Annotated in this window: 21 protein-coding genes; 1 reads left to right on the forward strand and 20 read right to left on the reverse strand. The window is 43.2% G+C overall.

The window, feature by feature from the left end:
* Window positions 1–128: 128 nt before the first annotated feature.
* The 5 genes from J7I93_RS10885 to J7I93_RS10905 form a co-directional block, all read right to left on the reverse strand.
* Window positions 129–1115 carry a Gfo/Idh/MocA family protein gene (locus J7I93_RS10885; RefSeq protein WP_214725885.1) on the reverse strand — a complete coding sequence of 329 codons (987 nt, stop codon included), beginning with the start codon at window positions 1113–1115 and terminating at the stop codon, window positions 129–131.
* Between the two features lie 203 nt (window positions 1116–1318).
* Window positions 1319–2593, reverse strand: a complete 1275-nt coding sequence (gene larA, locus J7I93_RS10890) for a nickel-dependent lactate racemase (protein ID WP_214725886.1) — start codon at window positions 2591–2593, stop codon at window positions 1319–1321.
* Window positions 2594–2615: 22 nt separating this feature from the next.
* Window positions 2616–3446: an ABC transporter ATP-binding protein gene (locus J7I93_RS10895; RefSeq protein ID WP_214725887.1), complete on the reverse strand. Its 831-nt coding sequence runs from the start codon at window positions 3444–3446 to the stop codon at window positions 2616–2618.
* 1239 nt (window positions 3447–4685) lie between these two features.
* Window positions 4686–4877 carry an IDEAL domain-containing protein gene (locus tag J7I93_RS10900; protein WP_214725888.1) on the reverse strand — a complete coding sequence of 64 codons (192 nt, stop codon included), beginning with the start codon at window positions 4875–4877 and terminating at the stop codon, window positions 4686–4688.
* A 147-nt stretch (window positions 4878–5024) separates the two neighbouring features.
* Window positions 5025–6071 carry a DmpA family aminopeptidase gene (locus J7I93_RS10905; RefSeq protein ID WP_214725889.1) on the reverse strand — a complete coding sequence of 349 codons (1047 nt, stop codon included), beginning with the start codon at window positions 6069–6071 and terminating at the stop codon, window positions 5025–5027.
* A 166-nt stretch (window positions 6072–6237) separates the two neighbouring features.
* Between J7I93_RS10905 and J7I93_RS10910 the strand changes: the two genes are divergently transcribed.
* Complete coding sequence (locus J7I93_RS10910; RefSeq protein WP_214725890.1) at window positions 6238–7422, forward strand: MFS transporter; 1185 nt, start codon at window positions 6238–6240, stop codon at window positions 7420–7422.
* Between the two features lie 274 nt (window positions 7423–7696).
* Here J7I93_RS10910 and J7I93_RS10915 read toward each other — a convergent pair whose 3' ends face one another.
* The 15 genes from J7I93_RS10915 to J7I93_RS10985 form a co-directional block, all read right to left on the reverse strand.
* Complete coding sequence (locus J7I93_RS10915; protein WP_214725891.1) at window positions 7697–8479, reverse strand: SDR family oxidoreductase; 783 nt, start codon at window positions 8477–8479, stop codon at window positions 7697–7699.
* A gap of 12 nt (window positions 8480–8491) precedes the next feature.
* Window positions 8492–9265, reverse strand: coding sequence for a class I SAM-dependent methyltransferase (locus tag J7I93_RS10920; RefSeq protein WP_214725892.1), 774 nt, complete (start codon window positions 9263–9265; stop codon window positions 8492–8494).
* Window positions 9266–9281: 16 nt separating this feature from the next.
* Window positions 9282–10064 carry an enoyl-CoA hydratase/isomerase family protein gene (locus J7I93_RS10925; RefSeq protein ID WP_214725893.1) on the reverse strand — a complete coding sequence of 261 codons (783 nt, stop codon included), beginning with the start codon at window positions 10062–10064 and terminating at the stop codon, window positions 9282–9284.
* Window positions 10065–10179: 115 nt separating this feature from the next.
* Window positions 10180–11157: a quinone oxidoreductase family protein gene (locus J7I93_RS10930; protein ID WP_214725894.1), complete on the reverse strand. Its 978-nt coding sequence runs from the start codon at window positions 11155–11157 to the stop codon at window positions 10180–10182.
* A 183-nt stretch (window positions 11158–11340) separates the two neighbouring features.
* Entirely contained in the window at window positions 11341–13116 is a 1776-nt protein-coding gene (locus J7I93_RS10935) for an acyl-CoA dehydrogenase family protein (RefSeq protein ID WP_214725895.1), read from the reverse strand.
* Window positions 13091–13909 (reverse strand): 2-phosphosulfolactate phosphatase, encoded by an 819-nt coding sequence (locus J7I93_RS10940; RefSeq protein ID WP_214987822.1) that lies wholly within the window; start codon window positions 13907–13909, stop codon window positions 13091–13093. Before J7I93_RS10940 ends, J7I93_RS10935 begins: the two co-directional genes overlap by 26 nt.
* Window positions 13878–14951: a phosphotransferase family protein gene (locus tag J7I93_RS10945; RefSeq protein ID WP_214725896.1), complete on the reverse strand. Its 1074-nt coding sequence runs from the start codon at window positions 14949–14951 to the stop codon at window positions 13878–13880. The genes J7I93_RS10940 and J7I93_RS10945 overlap by 32 nt, the downstream gene beginning before the upstream one ends.
* A gap of 43 nt (window positions 14952–14994) precedes the next feature.
* Entirely contained in the window at window positions 14995–15393 is a 399-nt protein-coding gene (locus tag J7I93_RS10950) for an acyl-CoA thioesterase (protein ID WP_214725897.1), read from the reverse strand.
* Between the two features lie 12 nt (window positions 15394–15405).
* The gene (locus tag J7I93_RS10955) at window positions 15406–16290 is read right to left on the reverse strand and encodes a 3-hydroxyacyl-CoA dehydrogenase family protein (RefSeq protein WP_214725898.1); all 885 of its coding nucleotides are present in this window, start codon (window positions 16288–16290) and stop codon (window positions 15406–15408) included.
* 219 nt (window positions 16291–16509) lie between these two features.
* Window positions 16510–17073: a TetR/AcrR family transcriptional regulator gene (locus J7I93_RS10960; protein WP_214725899.1), complete on the reverse strand. Its 564-nt coding sequence runs from the start codon at window positions 17071–17073 to the stop codon at window positions 16510–16512.
* A gap of 51 nt (window positions 17074–17124) precedes the next feature.
* Window positions 17125–18738, reverse strand: a complete 1614-nt coding sequence (locus J7I93_RS10965) for a long-chain-fatty-acid--CoA ligase (protein ID WP_214725900.1) — start codon at window positions 18736–18738, stop codon at window positions 17125–17127.
* A 96-nt stretch (window positions 18739–18834) separates the two neighbouring features.
* Window positions 18835–19608 (reverse strand): SDR family oxidoreductase, encoded by a 774-nt coding sequence (locus tag J7I93_RS10970; RefSeq protein ID WP_214725901.1) that lies wholly within the window; start codon window positions 19606–19608, stop codon window positions 18835–18837.
* Between the two features lie 20 nt (window positions 19609–19628).
* Window positions 19629–20846, reverse strand: coding sequence for an acyl-CoA dehydrogenase (locus J7I93_RS10975; protein ID WP_214725902.1), 1218 nt, complete (start codon window positions 20844–20846; stop codon window positions 19629–19631).
* Window positions 20847–21203: 357 nt separating this feature from the next.
* Entirely contained in the window at window positions 21204–21683 is a 480-nt protein-coding gene (locus tag J7I93_RS10980; RefSeq protein ID WP_214725903.1) for an SRPBCC family protein, read from the reverse strand.
* Between the two features lie 208 nt (window positions 21684–21891).
* Entirely contained in the window at window positions 21892–23145 is a 1254-nt protein-coding gene (locus tag J7I93_RS10985; RefSeq protein WP_214725904.1) for an MFS transporter, read from the reverse strand.
* Window positions 23146–23225 lie beyond the last annotated feature (80 nt).

A 23225-nucleotide genomic window follows, 5' to 3' on the forward strand; every position in this document is an offset into this window, starting at 1 on the left:
TTGTGAATGTAAAATTAATCTAAAATCCCCAAAGGGCTCATTATATTACAAAAAAACCCAATATATCCAGGTGTAATAGGATCTACACATAAAAAAAGACCAAACATTGAATGCTTGGTCCTTTACTCTTATTTTTGATCAGCCGGATAGACAACACCAATTTGCCTGCGGGCTTCCTCGGTAATCTCCATGGCAATCATCGAGTTGGCAAAAGAATTTATATTAGATTCAGTCTTTCCGGACTTAATCAAATCGATAAATTCTTTTGCTTCGTAATACATACTGTCGCTCATTTGCTCCTTAGTCAGATCTTCTCGATCACCGTTGCGATAATGGATTTCAACCTTCTCAGGAGTATTTATTTTATCTATAAAGATGTTGCCATCTTCACCTTGGATTTCTGATGGCAGATTTGAATTGGCTATTTTACTGTACATGACTACTGCATCTTTGTCTGGATATTTCAGGACAATGCTTCCTTCTCCGTCAACACCCGATTCGAGCATATAGCCTGTTGCCTTAACCTCTTCCGGTTTTCCGAAAAGCGCGACAAGCGGGTAAACGCAGTATATGCCAATGTCCATTAGCGAGCCATTTGAAAATTTAGGGTCAAATGCATTTAACACTGTACCCTGCCTGTATGCATCATAGCGGGAAGAGTATTGACAATAGCTAGCGAAATATCTGCGGACTTGGCCAATTTTATGTAAATTCTCCTGGACTGCCTTAAAGTTTGGCAGGAAGGTAGACTTAAGCGCCTCCATTAGCAGGACATTATTTTCTTTGGCCGAATGAATCATTCTTTGAAGTTCCTTAGTATTAGATGCAATTGGCTTTTCGCATAATACATGGACCTTATGCTCCATGAAAATGACCGCCTGCTCTGCATGCAAGGAGTTTGGACTCGCAATATAGACGGCATCTATATCACCGCTGCATGCCATTGCTTCTAAATCCGTATAAATTTTATTTACACCATATTTACCGGCAAATTCTTTTGCCTTTTCTTCTGTACGCGAATATACAGCTGATAATTGAAAATCTTCTATCTGATCTGCTGCTTTTAAAAATGCTTCTGTAATCCAATTGGTGCCTACAACGCCGAAACGAACCAAAATAATTTCCTCCGTTTTCTTATGTAAAAATATTATTTTTTAATGATGAAGGAGATTTCAGTAAAAAGCAACCATTATCCTTTTTAAAAATAGGCTGTGTTGAAGCTCATTTATGACTTTAGCAGCCCTTTGATTGGAGCAGAAGGCTTGGGACATCCAGTGTTAGGAATGTAAAAAGTGTCAGATATAATTTTCATGATTTCTTAGCTCTTTACTGCATCTTTTATATATGGAATTGTCAATGGTCCAAGTGGAAGGACAGCAATCCTTGTATTCTCTCCGTTTTTTTCTATAAGTTCTTCAACTGTTTTTTCGATGGAGTCCGTCGGCAGGAACATGGCATTTTCAATGTCCTCATTTGAGAGGGTGGAATAAACATAGACATCTGCCCACACTTGGATAAGGGCCTGTTTTTGTACCTGCCATTGATCAAATATCGAAAACTCAGGATTATCGATCATTTCTAAAATCTCTTGAGGTGTTGGTTTCATTTTTAAAATTTCAGCATAGTTGCCATGGTTCGGAAGTCCATCACTGCACTCTGCCGCACAAATAATGGCGCCCCCTTTTCTCACGATCTTTTGGGCCGCACTCATTCCTTTTACAGCCTGGTATAAATTTTGATCCAAAGGGTAGCCGCTATTACTGGTGATCACAATATCGAATGGTTCTTCACAAGCCGCCATCGAATGTTCCCTGACATATTCACAGCCTGCCCTATGGGCTTTGATGACATCTCCTGCAAAGTAATTTGTAATTTCCTTATCACCGTTTAAAGTTACATTCAACATGAAATCCGGTTTTGCCATTAACGCGGCTTCTGTTGCTTCACCTTGTACAGGGTTCCCCTCAATTTTTCCCCAGGTGCTGTTTTGATCGCCAATCATTCTGGCGTTGTGAAAATGCATAATGGTATCGATACCGGCTATGCCTGGCATGATCCCCTTTGGCCCTCCGCTAAATCCGGCAAAAAAATGCGGTTCGATAAATCCTGTGACAATTTTAATGTCACTTTCACAATACTCCTTATTCAAATAAACCTCTGCACCATATGATGTAGTCCCCAAATAGCTTTGAGTACTTTTGTCAAAAGCATTGTTATTAATAATGCGGACGCTATTTACCACCTCTTCGCCGAGCATTTGGATGAGCTCTTCCCGGGTATTATCCCGATGGCTCCCGGTGCCGTTGATAATGACAAACTGTTCTTTTGGGACGTGGTTTAATTCCTCCAAAATCCAGGGTACAAGCTTGTGATTAGGTGTTGGCCTCGTCAAATCACTAATGACAATGGAGACTTTATCTGTTGTTTTAACCATTTCTTTTAATGGTCCGGTTCCGATCGGATTTCGCATGGCCTCAAAGGCCTTTTCCTTTTCATTTGCCAATCCGGGAATATGTACTGGTTCAATCACTGCTGTGCTGTTAGGAAGGTTGACGTGCAGGCCTTCCTTTCCGTATGCCAATTTTACTCTCAATGGTCTTTCCTCCTTCGATTTATCATGTGCCTGCTTTCATCGTTTCTTGCTGCGATTTGACGCGGATCCATGGCCGTTTATTTTCCCATTCCAAAGAAACAGGGACTTTAAAGGTCTCTGCCAGCAATGGCTCTGTCACCGTTGCCTTTTTGCTTCCCTGGGCGATCACTTTTCCTTCCTTCAGCAAAAACGCATGTGAGATGGAAGGGACAATTTCCTCAATATGATGGGTTACATAAAGAACAGTGGGACCATCTGACTGTGTCATCATCTTCTCAATCGAAGTTAATAATTCTTCCTTGGAGTAGATATCCAAGCCGTTGCAAGGTTCATCCAATATCAATAATTTTGGGGATGCCATTAAAGCTCTGGCAATCATGGCTTTTCTTTTTTCTCCCTGCGAGAGGGACGCCACTGTTTGATTTTCCACATGGCGGATATTGAATTTCTCCATTAATTCAATGGCTTGATCTAAATCCTTTTGCTTGATGTCCTCATACAAACCAATGGAAGCAAATTTGCCGCTCAAGACAATCTCAAGGGCTGTATCGGAAGGGCGAAACTGGAATTTGTCATCCAAAGAAGTGCTTACCCATCCTATGGACCTTCTCAATTCAGGAATATTTGTTTTCCCGTAAAGATTCCCTAACACAGATACCTGTCCTCCATTTGGCCACTCATATCCAGTAATCATCTTAAGCAGAGTGGTTTTACCGGACCCATTCAAACCTAGAATAGCCCAATGCTGGCCCTTCTCCACTTCCCAGGAAACATGATGTAGAATATCTTTTCCGTTCCTTATCCAGCTGATGTTATCTAAGCAGATAACATGGCTGGCATCTGCTTGATTCATGGCCATCACTCCTTCTGATCTTCATAAAGTTGACTATTATTACCATATTAGTTATTTAAAAATGAAAGAAACAGTATTAATTGATTCCATATCATTGCCATGAAATCCTGTGTTTTAGCTCATTCTTTTTCTTCTGCCTTGTTTTTCACATAGAATGATAAAGCAAATTCTATTCCTGTGAGTTGGATGGTGGATAAGAAGTATTAGTGTTAGATTTGAAGACGAAATAATTCAGGATTGGATATATGATCGTCATTGATGAAGACGAAATCCTTTGATGGAGCGGATGTATGGTCGTCATAGTGCACTTATGAAGACCAATTCCTTCAATGGAGCGAATATTTAGTCGTCATAGAGCTCTTATGGAGACGAAATCTTTCAATGGAGCGGGTATATGGTCGTCATAGAGCTTTCATGAAGACGAAATCCTTCGATGAAGCTGATATATGGTCGTCATAGAGCTTTTATGAAGACGAAATCCTTCGATGGAGCTGATATATGGTCGTCATAGAGCTTTTATGAAGACGAAATCCTTCGATGGAGCTGATATATGGTCATCATAGAGCGTTCATGAAGACGAAATCCTTCGATGGACCGGATATTTGGTCGTCATAGAGCGTTCATGAAGACGAAATCCTTCGATGGAGCTGTTATATGGTCGTCATAGAGCTCTTTTGAAGACGAAACCCTTCGATGGAGCTGTTATATGGTCGGCATAGAGCTTTCATGAAGACGAAATCCTTCGGATGCAGTGGTTAAATGGTCGTCATAGAACTCTTATGAAGACCAAATCCTTCGATGGAGCGGATAAATGGTCGTCATAGAGCTCTTTTGAAGACGAATACCTTCAATGGAGCGGATTCTTGGTCGTCATAGAGCTCTTATGAAGACGAAATCCTTCAATGGTGCGGAAATATGGTCGCCATTGTGCCTTTATGAAGACGAAATCTTTCAATGGAGCGGAAATATGGTCGCCATAGAGCTCTTATGAAGACGAAATCTTTCGATGCAGTGGATAAATGGTCGTCATAGAGCTCTTATGAAGACGAAATCCTTCAATGTAGCTCAAATATGGTCTAATAGTGCCTTCATGAAGTCGGAATCCATCTATCCAACGGAAATATGAACACCAAAAAGCTTGTTTTCATATAATTGGTTTTAATTCTTTTCCTAAAACAACAAAAGGCAGCCCCGTTCTTTGGAACAGGCTGCCTTTTTACACATTCAATTGTCGGCTAATTACGAAATCTTTTTTAATTCATCTGTTAGGCGGATAAATTCATCCTTGTTTCGGTTCGTGAGAGCTTCATCAATTTTTTCGCGAAGCTTCTCTTTGCGGTATTCCATAAGAGCTTGATTTAGGACCTGTTCTGCTAACTGTGACACATTTTCCTCAGACTGTTGCGGCGAGTTAAGTAGACGTTTTTCCATTTGAAATCAACCCCTTGACCTTTTTTCTATTATAACAAAAGTTTTCTGATAATTCAAACCATTATTTTCTGGAAATTATTTAGCAGCTGCTAAGCTTGTATCTTCAATGTACCCGGTCAAGGCGAGGTTTAAACAAAAGGTTAGCAATTAATGGGTAAACATCCCTTCAGCCACCCTGCCTTTCCGCCCTTTCGTTGTCTTCGCCTGGGATAGCGAATTAAGAATGGCTTCTTCGGATGCTTCAGCTGCTCCTTGAAAAAGCTGGTTCATAATGGGGTGGTCGTCTCTGATATATTCAGCAGTTTCGATCATTTCTTTGCTTTGGTGGGAGACTTTATTAGCGGTTGAAAAGGCAATGACAATGTCGCCGCTGCCGTTGCTGAAGTGGCTTCCCGTCCTGCCGAGGCCGATTCCGCATCTTTTTGCCAGTCTTTTTAGCTGTCTGTCACTGACGGGGGCGTTTGTTGCCAGGACGATCATGATGGATCCATCCGGCGTTTCCTTAACCTCTTTTATTTTCTCTGGAGACAGCCCATATTTACTGAATGGGAATTCGTCTTTATTGCCAAAATTGGAGACTACCAGACACCCGATTAAGAATTCTGCCGATTTTTCCCCCTCGCTAATGACGCGTGAGGCTGTTCCGACGCCACCTTTATAACCAAAGCAGATCATTCCTTTGCCAGCGCCCACTGCCCCTTCTTCAGCCTTGTCCTCTTTTGCATTTTCGATAGCTTCAATGGCATGCTCTGGTTTAACAGGGAATTCCCTTATGGAATTTAAGTACCCGTCATTACATTCTCCAACGACTATATTGATGGTTCCGGTTGTATCGCCAATTTCGGGAGTGTTTCTGAGCATATATTGCAAAGTACCTTGAGTGACAGCCGGAACGCCAAATGTATTGGTCAGCATAATGGGTGATTCAAGCAGACCTAATTCTTCTACCTGTACCAAACCTGTTGTTTTGCCAAAGCCATTTAGGACATAGCTGGCTGCAGGGATTTTTTCATGAAAAAGATTTCCGCCATGCGGCAAAATCGCGGTCACTCCTGTGCAGGCATATTCGCCTTCACCCTTGAGGGGATAATCCAAGGTGAGATGTCCTACCCGGACTCCATCAATATCTGTAATACAATTCTTCCTCCCTGGCAGCAGTCTTCCTATTTTAATTCCTCTTTCTCTTATTTTCATATGTATCCTCCAAACTAAATGATTGATTCAAACCCGAATACCTGGGTATTTTATTTAAAGAGATCCAAAAATTAGAATTTCCATATGTTTTCCTTTATAATAGGTGGATATTTAGGTTTCCTAATTACTTTATGATGGTTTACAGAGATTTTGGGAGGATTTTATTATGAGTCAGTCTATAGCAAAAGAGGCTCGCAAGCAACATGAGGCTTCCGAAAAAATATGGTCACGGGATTTCGTACTGATTCTGATGTCCAATTTCTTTATTTTTCTCGGATTTCAAATGACACTACCAACCATCCCCCTGTTCGTTGAAGAATTGGGCGGAAATGATCAGCTGATTGGTATCGTGGTAGGAATTTTTACTTTTTCTGCCCTTCTTTTGCGTCCTTACGCAGGTCATGCCCTTGAGTCAAAGGGCAGGCGTTTTGTCTATTTACTTGGTTTGGCTATTTTCGTTGTGTCTGTAGGCTCTTTCGGTTTTGTGAACAGCTTGATTTTCCTATTTCTTTTAAGGGTTGTCCAGGGATTTGGCTGGGGTTTCTCCACAACTGCCTCAGGCACAATTGCCACTGATTTGATCCCTGCAAAACGGCGCGGGGAAGGCATGGGCTATTTTGGACTTTCGGGAAATATTGCCCTTGCCTTCGGGCCAACCCTGGGACTCGCTTTAACTGGGATTATTTCTTTTAAGCTCTTATTCTTATTTTGCGCACTCCTGGGATTGGCCGCCCTTTTGCTATCTTCTAGAATACAATATAAACAAGTTGAAAAGCAGGCTGTGCCTATGAAAAGATGGGATATTTATGAAGAGGGTGCTTTAAAACCATCGCTTCTCTTATTTTTTATCACTGTTTCTTTTGGCGGTATCGCTTCTTTTCTGCCGATTTATTCAGCTCAAAAGGGAATAGGCGGAATACACTGGTACTTCCTTTTATTTGCCATTGCACTAATGATTTCCCGGACATTTGCTGGGAGATTATATGACCAAAGAGGACATCAGGCAGTATTTATCCCTGGCGCTGTTTTAATTTTAATAGCAATGATATTGCTGGCCTGGCTTCCGAACAGCAATGTTATGTACTCAGCAGCCATCCTCTATGGTCTCGGTTTCGGCTCCGTCCAGCCCGCACTGCAGGCATGGTCAGTAAAAGAGGCTCCTGCTAATCGCCGAGGCATGGCAAATGCAACGTTTTTCTCCTTTTTTGATCTTGGTGTAGGGATTGGTGCGATTGTTTTCGGACAAATTGCTCACCTATTTGGCTACAGTACCATTTACCTGGCAGCAGGAGGATCGGTTTTCATTTCAATCCTTCTTTATATAGGCATTCTGGTAACAAAACGGGGCTAAAAAAAAGACGATTTCCTTTCTCAGGGAAATCGTCTTTTTTTATGTAAGGCCTCGTTAAACTGGCCTGTTGATTTCTGCTCCTGATCCTCAGCGGGCCAACAGGCGAACGAAGCAGATTTGCGCATCCGGGGTCTCCCTTTGACACGCTCCTCTGGCTGGAGGTTGAATCACCACCTCGAATGACCACCGCACGAAGGAAATGTGAATGCAATTTCGAGGTCTCTCGCCTTCCACAAAATCAACAATAAGCATTAACACAGCCTTTTGTAAAAGCTTATAATGCCTTCACCATGCCGCCATCCACAAGTATGGAGCTTCCGGTAACATAACTGCTTGCATCAGATGCAAGGAAGGTAACCACATTTGCAAACTCTTCCGGTGTTCCGTATCTGCGCAATGGAATCATGCTTTTTGCTCGTTCAACAATTTCTTCCTTGGAGACGTTCTGTTTATCGGCATTGTGCTGGTCCAGATAATCTACCCGGTCTGTAGCAATGCGTCCCGGAGCTACAGTATTGATTAGAATATTATATGGTGCCAGTTCTTCTGACAATGTTTTGGTCATACCAACGATTCCTAAACGGAATGTATTGGATAAAAGAAGGCCTGGGATCGGCTGCTTAATGGAAGAAGAGGCAATATTAATAATTCTGCCGCCATTTTTCTTTAATTCAGGAAGAGCTTCACGAATTAGTCTTACGTAACTTAACAGATTTAATTGAAAAGCTTTTTCCCAATCTTCGTCTGTAAAGGTTTCGAATGTACCCCCAGGAGGGCCGCCTGCGTTATTGACAAGAATGTCAATTCCCCCAAGTGTTTCACTTGTATGCTTGACTAGCTGTTTAATATCTTCCGGATTGGTGATATCCGCTCTAAAATATTCAACCTCAATACCACTTTCACGGAATTCTGTTTGAACGGACTGCAATTTTTCTTCATCACGGCTTGTCATCATCACCCTGGCGCCTTCATTTGCCAATTGAGCAGCCACTGCTTTTCCAAGGCCCTGACTTGAAGCAATAACAAGGGCGTTTTTATTTTTAAGATTAAGATCCATTTTCCGTTCCTCCTAATTTTTTTGACAGAGAGCCATCCACTCATCAACCATTAATGATTGAACCTGGCCATCTTTTAGTGTGACATTAAAATAATTATGGGCGTGTTGTTTTGCTTGTAAAATAAAATCCTCCACAGATTTTATTTGCTCATTGCTCTCAGTTGTTCTCCTCACCCATGTGGGGAATTCGTATGTTTTCTTTCTGCCTTTTGAGCATGTTTCCTGTAACCCTGAATCCGCAAATAATGTTCTCCATTCTTTGATCGAAAGGCATTTGAAATGACTATCATCCCGCAGTTTCTCCACCGTGTTTATAAAATCACCGAGTTCTCTTTCTTCAGGAGCGACGTTATCAATCAGGAGAAAATGTCCGCCTGGCTTTAATACCCTCTCCGCTTCTTTAATGAATTTTTCCGGATTTGGAAAGTGATGAGGTGCGATCCTGCAGGTGACCGCATCAAACGAACCATCCAGAAAAGGCAAAGCCTCAGCATCAGCGACCACGTACCAGATATTTTTAAAATCCTTTAAATGCCGCGCTGTGTTTGCTAACATGCCTTTTGTTAAATCTGTTGCAAAAACTTGTGCTGCATGGGGAGAAAGGCTTTTTGCAACATGTCCGCCGCCTGTTGCGATATCAAGAACCACCCAATTTTTGTTTGGTTTCAGCCATTGCACAAGCTGGTTCAGTTCGCTTGCATCAGCATGTATCTTGCTTTGAACATACTTTTCAGCGTTTTTTCCAAAAGTATTAATGACCTTTTGCTTTATTTCTTCCTTCTCCAAACAGACTCACCTCAGCTTATTTGAACTCTGCTTCTCTTTTCTCCAAAAAAGCTGAAATCCCTTCCTTGCCTTCCGGACTCTTCGCCCTGTCCGCAAGGAAATCAGTTTCCATGGCCATTTGGGATTCAAGCGTTTCATGCAAAGAATGATAGAATAGCTTTTTAGTAGCCCCAAAAGCATTCATTGGCCCTTTTGCGAGATTTTCAGCCAGGCTGATGACAGCCGGCATCAGTTCTTCTTCAGGAAGAACTTGGTTGACAATCCCCCACTCTTCAGCTTCTTTCGCCTTTAACATTCGGTTTGTATACATCAGCTCAAGTGCCCGTTTCATGCCAACTGCTCTCGGTAAAAAGTAGCTGCCTGAGCCATCGGGAGTTAAACCGATTTTATTATAAGCCATTACAAATTTTGACCCTTCAGCCGCATAAACAAGATCGCAGGAAAGAGCGAGGCTCATCCCTGCACCAGCAGCCACACCATTTACCGCTCCAATAAAAGGCTTGTTCATTCTGGCAAAATGCGAGACAGCCCCATGCAAGTAAGCGGTTACCATTTTTAAATGAGCAGGCATCTCCTCCCCTTCACTTGAAAAGCTCTTCAAATCGCCGCCGACAGAAAACTTATTTCCTGAACCTGTTATGACAACTGTCCGTATCTCCTCTTTTTCAGAACAGATAATAGCCGTGTCCATCAGTTCTTTTGCAAGCTGCAAATCAATGCCATTGCCTGCATGCGGACGGTTTAATGTCACAATCCCAACGTTATTTTCGATGGTTAAAAGCACATTTTTATTTTCCAATTTCTATCCTCCTCAATAAATGCTCCTAATAAATTCTATTTTATACGCCTGTATTCCTGTATGTTTTATTGGAAAAATAAAATAAGCCCGCCATTTGTATATGGCAGGCTTCCTATTACCTTGTTGGTTCCAGGATCAATTTTCCCTTTGTTTTTCGCGCCTGCATGAGTGTGTGAACCTTTGCGGCATCCTCCAAAGGGTGAACTTCGCCGATTGTAAGCTTTAGTTTCCCTTCAGCCACAAAGGTCATCAATTCTTTCATACTAGGCTGCACAAGTTCAGGCTTTCTCATAATTTGCGGAAGGAAAAAGCCGATAACAGACTGGTTCCTTGCCATTAAGGATGATGGATAAAATCTGCTTTGCTCTCCGCTTGCTACGCCATAAATGACAAGCCGGCCAAAAGTGGCAAGGCACTTTACTGTTTTATTAAAAATCTCTCCGCCGGCCATTTCGAGTGCAACATTGACACCTCTTCCGCCAGTGGCTTCGAGAACTTCGTTTTCCCAGCCTTCTTTCGTATAGTTAACAAGCACATCTGCTCCCATCTCTTTTGCGAGCTGAAGCTTTTCCTCTGAGCTGGCAGTGGCAATTACTTTTCCTGCCCCAAAGAGTTTGGCAAGCTGGACTGCTATGGTTCCCACCCCGCCTGCTGCTGCATGGACAAGAACGCTTTCCCCTTTTTCAAGCCTGCCCATCGTTTTTAAAATATGATACGCACTCAAGCCCTGCAGCGGAAGTCCAGCGGCAAGCTTGAAATCCAAACCTTCCGGCAGCGGAATCAGTCCTCTTTCATCCGCTGTCACATATTCAGAATAACCACCGGATTCGATTAAGGTAACCACTCTTGTTCCTGGTGTGATGCTCGCTTTTTCACCAGCGGCTGCGACTATGCCTGCCACTTCCGCTCCCGGTATAAAAGGCAGCGGAGTCGGAACTACATATTGCCCTTCTCTTCTGGCTGTATCGGCATAATTCACGCCAATTGCATGGACTTCAATTAAAACTTCATGTCCTGTTGGGACTGGTTTCTCTTTTTCTATTACGTTAAGAACTTCCGGTCCTCCGTATTCTTTTAGCTGAATGGCTTTCATTTTTGTACACTCCTTTTTATAATGGCTCCTTAAACTGTTTCACTGATAAAATGAGAATTTAGGGGATATTATTTTTTTACGGATAAAATGAATTTTTTGCAGTTACATTATCCTGGTTACTTAAAAATTTACGCTAAAAAATAGCTATGAATCTGTATTCGATATCGATTTACCACTGCAAAACTAGCAAGTATACTCCGCACGGTCGTAAAGCTTCTCAGCAATGCTTCTATTTCTTGCAATTCCCTTTCCAAAAGAGCCAAATCGGCTGCATTCGCGAATAACCAAGCCCAGCAGCTGATCTCTCTTGTCCTCAGACGCCAGTTCTATGGCCAGCTGGCGGGAAAGGCGTTCTGTACCCCAGATGGCGCCCTCAAGAAAGGTCCTAGTTAAATAAATCTTCAACTCTTCTTTTTCTTCACCATTTTTCTGAATCGCTTTAAAAGTCCGGTAGACAGCCGATTCTGCGGCAAAGAGCGCAATTGCCAGGTCGGCGAGCTTCATTAGTGTTTCCTGTTCATGAACGAGTGAGCTGCCGAATGCTTCATAAGCGAGTCCGGCGTTTAATAAGAATAGGTTTCTCATCGTGTCGATGGCTGCTTTTTCTTTTTCAAAAATTGTGTTCTCGGCTTTTTCCGGTTTGCTTAACTGAATGACCGCTTCCTCAACTCTTGCTGCCAGGCTGATTTCGCCTTTCATTGCTTTTCTGAATAGATGTGTCGGGATCAGCAATCGATTAATCTCATTGGTTCCTTCGAAGATGCGGTTAATACGTGAGTCGCGGTACATTTGTTCAACACCGTATTCCTTGATGAATCCGGCTCCGCCATGCAGCTGCAGCGTTTCATCTGCCACATAATCCAGCGTTTCGGAACCAAACACCTTACAGATGGCACATTCTGTAGCATATTCGCTCATCCTTTTTCCGATCAGCTTTAAATCAGAAGTATCGTTTAAATCGCCCAGAGAGTCTTCCAGCAAACTGGCAGTTCGGTATTGAAGCGATTCGGCCGCATAGATTCGGGCTGCCATCTTAGCGACCTTTTCCTTCGTCGCTGGAAAATCAGCAATTGCCTTTCCAAATTGTTTTCTCTCCTGCGTAAATTCCAGAGCTTTTTTCAATCCGGTTTTAGAAGCTCCCATACAGGCTGAACCTAAATTGAAACGTCCCAGATTTAAAACATTTAGGGCAATCACATGTCCTTTTCCCACTTCGCCCAGCAGGTTTTCAGCAGGTACCGGAGAATCTTCAAATATCACTGAGCGGGTGGAAGAACCTTTGATGCCCATTTTATTTTCCTCAGGACCGAAAGATAATCCTGGTGTATTTCGCTCCACAATAAAGGCAGAAAAATACTGGCCATCCACTTTGGCATAAACGATAAAAGTATCCGAAAAAATGGCATTGGTAATATAGATTTTTGTGCCATTTAAAATGTAGTGTGAGCCTTCCTTATTCAATACAGCTGTTGATTGTGAAGAAAGAGCATCAGAACCGGCGTTAGGCTCAGTCAGGCAGTAAGCACCGATATACTCGCCTGACGCAAGCTTCGGCAAGTATTTTTCTTTTTGCTCCGGCGATCCAAAATAAGTAATCGGCAAAGTGGCAATACAAGTATGATTGGAATGAGCGACACCGTAACCGCCTGATGACGCAATGTTTTCGCCGACGATTCCCTTGCTGATTTTATCAAAGCCAAGGCCGCCGTATGCTTCAGGAATGCTGTGGGCAAGCAAGCCTAAATCCCCGGCTTTTCTGAGCAATTCCGTCACAAGCTCAAAATCCTGGTTTTCTATACGCTCCTTTTCAGGAAGTACATTTTTTTCAACAAATTGCTTTGCTGTTCTTCCGATCATGATGTGCTCATCTGATAATTCCTCGGGTGTAAAAAGAGTTTCGAAATCCAGTTTGGAGAATAAAAAACTGGATCCGTTATTGGCTGTGTTCACTTTTTCCATAAAAAGGCCACTCTCCTTTATGCGTGCTTGCAGGCTGATGGATCACCACTCTGCCATCTTTCAGTACCGGAACAACGGAAGACGTACCAGCTCCTGCAGCAAACTTTAATTCTTCCAAAAATCCATGCAGATAAAATAACTGCCCTACACGGGACTCAGATAATATTTCAAAGGCACTTCCCTGTGCTCCGCGGTAAAAATGAAGGGCTGCTTTTGCCGCGTCTGTCAGCACCCATTCATCCTTCTGTACTAAACAGTCAAGAAAATGGCCGGCACCATAAAAGTCTTCAAGACTTACTTCTCCGGAATTACCGGAACAGACGACAATGATCGTCTCGGCATTACTCTCTTCTCTAATGGTCTTGGCAACGGCTGGATTATTTAAAAGGCAGCCTATATAAACGTTTCCTGCTCCCTCCGATTTTCGCAATGCAACGGTGCCATTGGTTGTCGACAGCACCAGCTTCTTGCCTTTTATCACACTGCGTATATGTCCAGGGCTCGGGTAGACAAACCCATCAATTGGCCTGGCATGGTTCTCGCCAGCCAGCACGCAAGTATCCGGATCCATCCCTGCAGCCACATGAAGTCCTTCAGTTACATTCTGTACAGGAATGACTTCAGTGGCTCCATCTGCAAGGGCGGAGGTAATCGTGGTGGTTGCCAGCAGCACATCCAGCACCACCACCGCTTTGGAGCCTTCTCTCATTTTTTCTTGCGAAATATCTTCTTTTTTTAAGATCACATGCACCTTTCTCATATTAATTTTTCCCGTTTGCAACTTGTACTCCATATCTTAGAAGCACCTTCACGAATTGGTTAAATTGCGAAAAACGTGCATCGTTTGTCTGGCCTTTTTTATAGCGGTAATAGATTTGCTGGCAAATGACAGCAAGCTTAAAATAGGCAAAGGTCAAGTAGAAGTTCATATTGCTTACATCCCGGCCAGTTTTCCTGGCATATGCTTCAATAAACTCCTGCCGGGTGTAAAACCCTTTTTGAACAGTAACAGGCGGTTTGCCGAGTCCGAATTTCAGCAGATCCGGATCATCCTCCTGTATCCAATAGCTCATCGCTGCCCCAAGGTCTGCCAGCGGGTCGCCAACGGTCGTCATCTCCCAATCAAACAGACCAACCATTTCCTGCAGATCCTCACTGAACATCGTATTGTTCAGTTTATAGTCGTAATGGATGATGGCTGGTTCCCCGCTGAAAGGAATATTGCCGGTCAGCCACTTTTTCAGTGTTTCTGCTTCCATTACTTCATCTGTTTTCGCCCGCTCATAGCGGCCAATCCAGCCATGCACCTGTCTTTCCATAAACCCGTCCGGATTGCTGATTTCGTTTAAAGCGGTTTTTTTGTAGTCAATCGAGTGCAGCTCAGCCAGCCTATCAACCATGGTCTGCGATATCTGCCGGCATGTCTCTTCTCCAGGTGTAAACCCTTCTGGAAAAGAAGTATCCAATACAACTCCTTGCTTCCTTTCCATAATAAAAAATGGGCTGCCGATTATCTCCTTATTATCAGAAAACAGCAGCGGTTTTGGCGCCTGTTTGAAAAATGGGTGAATTTCTGAAATAACACGAAATTCCCGTTCCATATCATGGGCTTTCGGAGCAACCGGTCCCAGCGGAGGCCTCCGCAGAACCGCTTGCCACTCTCCTATCTTTAACTGGTACGTTAAATTGGAATGTCCTGCTGAAAACTGGAGAATTTCTAAAGGCTCGCTTGGGAGGCCATCAAGGTGATTCCGCAGATATCCTTCCAATGCTGCTTCGTTTAATTGCTCGCCTTTTCTTATGGGGATAGTATCCTGGCTCATTTGCCGCGGCATATTGTTCCTCCTCTTTATATGAAGATTCAATTATCTTAATCTATTATTCAATCAAATTCTGCCTTAAGCCTTCGCGGAGTAAATCCGGGATGGTGGCACTTTCCTGTTTGTTAAAATCGAAATAAACGACAATCGCATGCCCCCTGGCAATCACTTCGTTTGTCTGGGAGCAGACAATTTCATGATCCAGCTGAAAGCTTTTGCCTCCTACTCTGGATACCCAGGTTTTAATCGTAAGAATTTGATTGAAATACCCCTGGCTTAAAAAATCGCACTTGGTGGAAGCGAGTATGAAAGGCCATTTCTTCACGTCCATACTGTAGCCAAGCGTTTCAAAATACTTTACCCGTGCTTCTTCAAGGTAAATAAAATAACTGGTATTATTGATATGCCCTAGTGCATCTGTCTCGCCAAACCGGACGTTTACTTGCAGCTCATGCATGTCCTCACCCTCTTAACTCTTCACCTTTATTGTGTTGTATTCATACCAGCCCTTGCCTGTCTTCCTTCCAAGCTCGCCTTTCTCCACTTTCTCCGCTACACAAGCGAATGGTTTATCGGCAGGGCCGCCTGTCTCGCGGAACCGCTGATCCATTACATAGTAAGCTACATCAAGCCCTGACAAATCCATCAGCTCAAAAGGTCCAATCGGGTGGTTTAACGCTTTCCGGCAGATAATATCGATATCTTTATAATCAGCAATCCCCTGTTCATATAGAGCGACTGCTTCTTTCTGCAATGCTCCCAGAATCCGGTTGGCAACAAACCCGGAAATCTCTTTTTTCAACAGTACGGCAGTCCGGTTCATTTGCTTGCAGACATCCATGGCAATCTGTGCTGTTTCTTCAGATGTCTGCTCACTCATCACTACTTCCACACAATCCATCACAAGCGGCGGGAAAAAGAAATGCATGTTAACGACTTTGTCAGGACGGTTTGTTACATCTGCTATTAAACTATTAACAATCGTAGAACTGTTGGACGCGAAAATGGCATGTGAAGGGGCAAATTGTTCAAGCTTGCTGAACACGTCTTTTTTAACATCAAGCTTTTCGGTTACGGCTTCAATGATCAAGTCAGAGTTTTTCACACTTTCCTCCAGGCTTTGTGAAAAACGCAGTCTTCTAAATGCAGCTTGTTTCCCGTCTTCAGATAGCTTTCCTTTTACAGCCCATTTATCCATAATCTCGTGCAGCTTAGACTCGGCCTCTCTTAGTGCAGCTTCATTTACGTCCTGAATAACCGTTTCATAACCGCCCAAAGCACATAGCATTCCGATTTGATGACCCATTTGACCGGAACCGATAACCGTAATTTGCTTTACATCGTTTGCATTCATACATTCTCCTCCTTATACTGACCAGTTGGTATGTTTTGAGTGAGAGAGGAAACAGTTTATCCTCTCTCTGGATATTTGTTTGCTGACAATACCAATTAGCCGTTAAATTCAATATTTCGCGGATATAATCGGATTTTCGCGGTTATTTCTTAATTCTCGCTGATAAAAAGATGATTTTCGCGGATATCTCCTTTTCTGCAACGTCTAAACTCTAAATATTTACATTTCAATCCCTTTTAGAATCATTTCCGTAAAAATCTCTGCGACTTCCCGATCAGAAACCTTGCCTCCCGGATTGAACCATTGGTAACTCCAGTTCGCGATCCCTAAAATGCCAAATGTGACAATCGAGGTTTTTAAATCAGCACGAAACTCGCCATCCTGTTTGCCTTTTTCAAGCAGCTTTTCAATATTGAGCCTGAATTGATCCCTTTTAGGAATGATCTCCGAAAGCCTTTCATCACTGAGATTACGCATCTCCCGGAAAAACACCTTCGCGCTGGCCCCCTGTGTTTTAATGTTGCTGATCAACATGTGGACAATCGCAAAAAGCTTGTTTTTACAGGTCTGCGATTCATCCTTTAAAATTTCCTCCTGGTTTGCCAGCAGATCATCAATATAGCGAAGGTGAATATCCATCAGGAGCTCTTCCTTGCTTGAAAAATAATAATAAAACGTACCTTTCGTCACACCGATGCTGTCGACAATATCCTGAATCGATGTCTCGCTAAAGCCCTTTTGATCAAATAGCTGGATACTCTTTTCAGTAATTTTTTCTTTCAATGTTAGTCCTCGCTTCTGTAAGAAAATATCGACAGAATTATATCATAAATACTAGTTTTTCCGGAGCTCTTCCCGTAAAGCCCTTCTCAGGATTTTCCCGACATTGGTCTTCGGAAGCTCATCGCGGAACTCGACTGTAGCCGGAACCTTGTACGTAGCCATGTTTTGTTTACAGTAGGAGATGATGTCTTCTTCCGACGCTGTTTTGCCAGCTTTTAAAACAAGTACTGCTTTTACGGTCTCACCGCGGTAAGCATCCGGTACACCTATGACAACGGCCTCCTGGACAGCAGGGTGTTCATATAAAACCTCTTCAATATCACGCGGATAAATATTATATCCGCTTGCAATGATGAGATCTTTTTTTCGATCAACAATATAAAGGAAGCCGTCCTCATCCATACGTGCAATATCACCGGTATAAAGCCAGCCGTCCCTTAATGTATGGGCTGTTTCCTCCGGCATGTTCCAGTATCCCTTCATAATCTGCGGACCTTTTATAATGACCTCACCTAATTCACCGGCTGGCACCTCTTTCAACCCGGTTGCCAAATCAACTACTTTATAATCTGTTGATGGATACCCGATTCCTACGCTGCCAGGCTTTCTTTCTGAAAAAGGAGGGTTGCAATGAGTAACAGGCGATGCTTCAGATAGACCATAGCCTTCAAGAATTTTTGCGCCTGTTTTCCGTTCGAAATCACGCAGCAGTTCAACTGGCATTGGAGCACTGCCGCTGTTGCACGTTTCGATGCTATCAATGCCATATTCCTCTGCACGGGGATGATTGGTAATTGCCACATACATCGTCGGCACGCCAGGGAAAACGGTCGGCTGTTCATTTTTGATCGTATTCAACACTTCCTCCAGATCAAAACGAGGCAGCAGGATCGATTCGTTCGCTGTATATATAGCAAAATTCATGCAGGCAGTCATTCCGAACACATGAAACAAAGGAATGACGGTTAAGTATCTTTCCTGCCCGATTTTAGTTCTTTCTTTAAAAAATTCATACGACTGAATGACATTAGCCATAATATTGCGGTGGGTAAGCATGGCGCCCTTTGAACGGCCTGTCGTTCCCCCAGTATACTGGAGGACAGCGATATCATGCTCAGGTTCGATATTTACCGGTGTGTATTGCCCTTTTCCTTCCTGTAAAAAAGCATCAAATTTCCTATCAGGCGAAAAATCTGCTTCAGATGGCTGGAGGCTCACAACAAGTAGATTCTTCAGCTTTGTATTGCTTTGGACACTTTTTACACGCGGATATAAAGCATCAAAAACCACAAGAGTCTCGGCGCCTGAATCATTCATAATATGTTCGATTTCACGCTCCACCAGCATCGGGTTTACCTGGGTAACAATAGCGCCGGCAGCCAGTGTGCCGTAATAAGCAATCACGTATTGAGGACAATTTGGAAGCATAATAGCGACGCGGTCCCCCTTCTGAACCCCGTTCTTTTGAAGAGATGCAGCAAAGCCGTAAACCGCTTTCTGCAGCTCCCCGTAGGTGACTTTCCTTCCGTAAAAGGATAAAGCATTATTTTGCGGATACATCGCTGTGATATCCTGCAGCATCTCCGGCATTGATTTACTTGGAATGTTCACTTCTGCTGCAATTGATTCAGGGTAGTGGGCAAGCCAGGCTTTTTTCTCACTCATTAAAAATCCCTCCATAATTTGCATTCTTTTGCCAGTCATTCTATAGACATTTCTTGGGAGTCTTTAATTTAGTTAGCTTGCGATATCCTCTCCTTTTTACATGGCATGTGTTCCGCCATCGACGATCAGGATATCGCCGGTTACATAGTTTGAGGCATTGGAAGCCAGGAATAGAGCGGCACCCTTCAGGTCATCTTCAGAACCGAACCTCCGTAGAGGGGTAGCATCCAAAATTGGATTTTTGCCATGCTCAATAATGGCTTTTGACATTTTCGTCGGGAAAAAGCCTGGCGCAATCGCATTGACGTTAATATTATGGCGCCCCCATTTTACTGCCAGATCCTTTGTCATCGTAATGACTGCACCTTTGCTTGTGTTATAGCCAATTGTGTCCATCACTCTTGGATCTGTTCCGCCAAGGCCGGCAACAGAAGCGATATTGATAATTTTGCCTGATTTTTGCTCGATCATCACTTTACCGACAGCCTGGCTCATTAAAAAGGTTCCTGTCACATTTACGCTGATTACTTTTTGCCAGGCTTCAAGCGGCATCTCTTCGGCTGGTGCACCCCAGGTCGCACCGCTGTTATTGACGAGAATATCGATAGAACCGAAATGTTTTACGGTCTCCTCAACCACTTTTTGAACATCTTCAGAATTGCTGATGTCGCATGGCAGAGCCAGTGTTCTTACACCCAGGTTTGCCAGACGTTCAGCAGTCTCCTGGCAGGCTTCCACCTTTCTGGAACAAAGGACTACATTGGCGCCCGCTTCCGCAAAACCTTCTGCAATTTGTGCACCAAGCCCGCGGCCGCCTCCTGTAATCAGTGCAGTTTTTCCCGTTAAATCAAATAAGTCTAAGACCTTCACATTTCGTTCCTCCATTTCTATTAAAATAGCGATTGATATTTCTTTAATTCCAGCTTGGCAACCTGTGCGCGGTGCACCTCATCGGGACCGTCTGCCAATCTCAGTGTTCTTGCGTTCGCCCAAAGTGCTGCAAGCGGGACATCATCCGAAACACCGGCTGCTCCAAAACCCTGAATCGCCCGGTCAATGACTTTCAAGGCCATCGATGGCGCTACCACTTTAATCATGGCTATTTCCGTTTTCGCCACCTTGTTGCCGACCGTATCCATCATATGGGCAGCTTTTAATGTTAAAAGCCTGGCCTGTTCAATTTCAATGCGGGAATCGGCAATCCATTCGCGGATCACTCCCTGGCTTGATAAGGAATTTCCGAATGCGACCCGATTTTGTACACGCTTACATAATTCTTCAAGCGCACGTTCGGCGGCGCCGATCAGCCTCATGCAATGATGGATCCGGCCCGGTCCCAGCCTTCCCTGCGCAATGGCAAAGCCTTTTCCCTCTCCCCAAATAATATTTTCTTTCGGAACCCTGACATTTTCGTATGTAATTTCGGCATGTCCATGCGGGGCATGGTCATAGCCAAACACCGGAAGCATCCGTTCAATTTTGACACCAGGCGTATCAAGCGGTACCAGAATCATAGATTGCTGTTCATGGCGGTTTCCAGAAGGATCGGTTTTTCCCATGACAATAGCAATCTTGCATCTTGGATCTCCTGCACCTGACGACCACCACTTCCGCCCATTAATAATGTATTCGTCACCATCCCTTTCAATGCGCGCTTCGATATTCGTGGCATCGGAAGAAGCAACGTCCGGCTCAGTCATCGAAAAACAGGAGCGAATCTCCCCATCCAAAAGCGGATTAAGCCAATTTTGCTTTTGCTGTTCAGTTCCGTAGCGGACCAGCACTTCCATATTGCCTGTGTCTGGAGCATTGCAGTTAAAGACTTCCGGGGCAATCATCGAACGGCCCATAATCTCGCACAGCGGAGCATACTCCACATTCGTCAGCCCTGCCCCGTACTCACTCTCAGGTAAAAATAAATTCCATAAACCAGCTTCTTTCGCTTTGGTTTTCAGCTCCTCCATAATCGGGGGAATCGCACTCCAGCGGTCTGTTTGTTCATTCAGCTGCTGCTCGTACATTGACTCATTGGGATAAATATATTCCTCCATAAATCTAGTTAATTTTGCTTGCAGCTCCTGCACCTTTGTTGAATAAGAAAAATCCAATGTTGTGTCCCTCCTTTACTAACTAACCGGTCGGTATGTTACTACTTTAGTATAAACAATCTTGGGATTTATTCAACTATTTATTCTGAAAATTCTTGATTCTGGTTTGGTGGATTCGTTTTTATTCGGTTATGGCGGGGCTTAGCTGATAAATGTCTTTTTTTAGGTTTGTATTCTATATTTATGAATTAACTTTTTTATTTTGTTCGTTAATTTTAGAAGTTTATTCGCGGGTTTGGGCGGTTATTCGTAAGAGATGAGGCTCTTTATTCGCAATTTAATAAGGTTTGTTCGCAAGTTTTTAGATTTTATTCGTAAAGTTCATATTAACAAAAAAAGCCCCAATCAGGGCTCCTTCTATTTTTGTACAGAATTTACAGCTGTTTTGTATTCCTCATACCATTTTTCCCATTCCTCTTTACGAGAACCAATACTATTGCCATCGAGCAATCGGCTAATCACATCGAGGCATACATGCCAGCCGGCAAGATCCCTTGGCGTATGGTCGGTTATTTCATTTATTTTTTCGATCAGCTTTAATTTAGTTCTGCCGTTTTCCTCATCTAATTCAAACCGGACTATATCATCGCCCCATGTATATTCAAGAATCGCTAACTGTTCAAACCCCAAAATCTCCATCTCTTCAAAACTGCCATCCCCCATATCAAACTTGAACGCTCCACCTTTCTTAAGTTCATCTGCTTGAAGCTCAGGGAACCATTTTTTCAATTGGTTATTATCTGTTAGCATCTCCCACACTTTTTCCCTTGGATGTTCCAGATTTCGTACAAAAGTGGCCGTATAGCCGTTTGCGTTTTTATCAATTAAAGCTAACAAGGTTAAAAACTCCTTTACAATCACGTTTTCATTTAGGATATACAAAATGTATTTGCCTCAACATTTTAATTCAATTTTCACTGAAGAAAATCCTTTAAAGTTTCCAGTATGATCCGCTGTTTTAAGAAGAAACCGCACCATTACCCCAAATCGGAAAGAAAAAAAAGAAATGCCTGGTATGCTTTGAATGACCAGGCACTTCTTTTATTCAAACCGCCATTTCCCTTTTTTTCTTCATATCCCGCTCTTTTTCCTTTATTAAAGCTGCACCAATGATGCCGATCAGTGAAAATACAACCGGGATCATAAATCCATATCGGTAGCCGTCTTCGAAGCTGTCGAGCACTTTTCCAAAGATAAATGGCAGCAAAACCGCGCTTAAAAATCCGCCGGTATTGGCAAAACCCGAGATAACCCCAACATCCTTAATGTCAAAGGATTGGCGGACAACAGCAAAAGTTAGCGTACTGGCTCCAGTTCCATATCCCATGATCAAAAAAAGAATGATCAGCAGCGGATACGGCGGCTGGCCATTAAATACAAGAAAAGCACACCATCCGAAGAATACGATAAAGTGGGAAATAAGATACGGACGTTTGATAGAATCAAACCTGCTGGAAATTGAGCTCATTAATGGAGCGCCAATAATGGCACCAATCAATCCAATCATGATGAGCTGGCTTGATTCAGACCGGGTCAATCCATACATATCCATCCCATATGGAACAGCCCATGACCCAATAAATCCTACATAAGTGCCGACTAAGCCAAAATGGCAGAAAAACGTTGCCCAAGCCTGCCTGTCGGATAAGACTCTTCTCAATATGGAGCCCGTTTTTTCCCTTGGATTCTTTTTATGAGAAGAAACCTTTGCAGTAATTCCCATGCGTTTAGGCTGCCAAATTAAGATAAAATACAGCAAAACACCGAGAATTGTAAGAATGACTCCAACTGCAAAAAATGGCGCACGCCATCCCCAATTCGAAATCCAAATGGAAAAAGGCACGGTGGCAAGCAGAAAGCCAAAGCTGCCCACCATTCCTGCAAACCCAAGTAATTTCACAAATTCATTCACTTTGAACCATTGACTTAATATGATCACAACGTTTATCCAAATGGTTGCATCACCAAAACCGACGAGCAACCGGGCTGCAAATAATACATACTCATTCGGTGCAAAGCTGTATAGAAGTGTACCTGCCCCGTTTAAAAGAGTACCCGCAATAAGGAAAACATTTGGGCCAAAACGGTCCGATAGAATTCCAATAGGAACCTGCAGGCTGGCATAAGCAAAAAATTGAACACTTGTCAGAAGCCCGATGGCAGCAGCAGTTACCCCGAAATCCTTCATTAATTGATCTGTTATTAAACCTGGTGCTGTCCTTTGACTTACGATTAAAAAGTACGCAAATAATACTGTTGAAAAGACAACCCATCTGTACTTGCTTTTATGTTTCTCCAATGCCCTCTTCTCCTGTGTCTATTAATGCCATTTATTATACGCTAAAAAAAAGCACCTGTCCCACTGGCCTTGCATCTGTT

The organism is Bacillus sp. ISL-47, from assembly GCF_018613175.1.
GTDB lineage: Bacteria > Bacillota > Bacilli > Bacillales > Cytobacillaceae > Cytobacillus.

Coding starts and splice junctions, on each gene's coding strand:
- J7I93_RS10945 (WP_214725896.1), bottom strand. CDS start 14,951: ATGCCGCGGCAAATGAGCCAGGATACTATCCCCATAAGAAAAGGCGAG.
- J7I93_RS10900 (WP_214725888.1), bottom strand. CDS start 4,877: ATGGAAAAACGTCTACTTAACTCGCCGCAACAGTCTGAGGAAAATGTG.
- J7I93_RS10905 (WP_214725889.1), bottom strand. CDS start 6,071: ATGAAAATAAGAGAAAGAGGAATTAAAATAGGAAGACTGCTGCCAGGG.
- J7I93_RS10895 (WP_214725887.1), bottom strand. CDS start 3,446: ATGAATCAAGCAGATGCCAGCCATGTTATCTGCTTAGATAACATCAGC.
- J7I93_RS10955 (WP_214725898.1), bottom strand. CDS start 16,290: ATGAATGCAAACGATGTAAAGCAAATTACGGTTATCGGTTCCGGTCAA.
- J7I93_RS10910 (WP_214725890.1), top strand. CDS start 6,238: ATGAGTCAGTCTATAGCAAAAGAGGCTCGCAAGCAACATGAGGCTTCC.
- J7I93_RS10930 (WP_214725894.1), bottom strand. CDS start 11,157: ATGAAAGCCATTCAGCTAAAAGAATACGGAGGACCGGAAGTTCTTAAC.
- J7I93_RS10940 (WP_214987822.1), bottom strand. CDS start 13,909: ATGGAGTACAAGTTGCAAACGGGAAAAATTAATATGAGAAAGGTGCAT.
- J7I93_RS10965 (WP_214725900.1), bottom strand. CDS start 18,738: ATGAGTGAGAAAAAAGCCTGGCTTGCCCACTACCCTGAATCAATTGCA.
- J7I93_RS10950 (WP_214725897.1), bottom strand. CDS start 15,393: ATGCATGAGCTGCAAGTAAACGTCCGGTTTGGCGAGACAGATGCACTA.
- J7I93_RS10935 (WP_214725895.1), bottom strand. CDS start 13,116: ATGGAAAAAGTGAACACAGCCAATAACGGATCCAGTTTTTTATTCTCC.
- J7I93_RS10915 (WP_214725891.1), bottom strand. CDS start 8,479: ATGGATCTTAATCTTAAAAATAAAAACGCCCTTGTTATTGCTTCAAGT.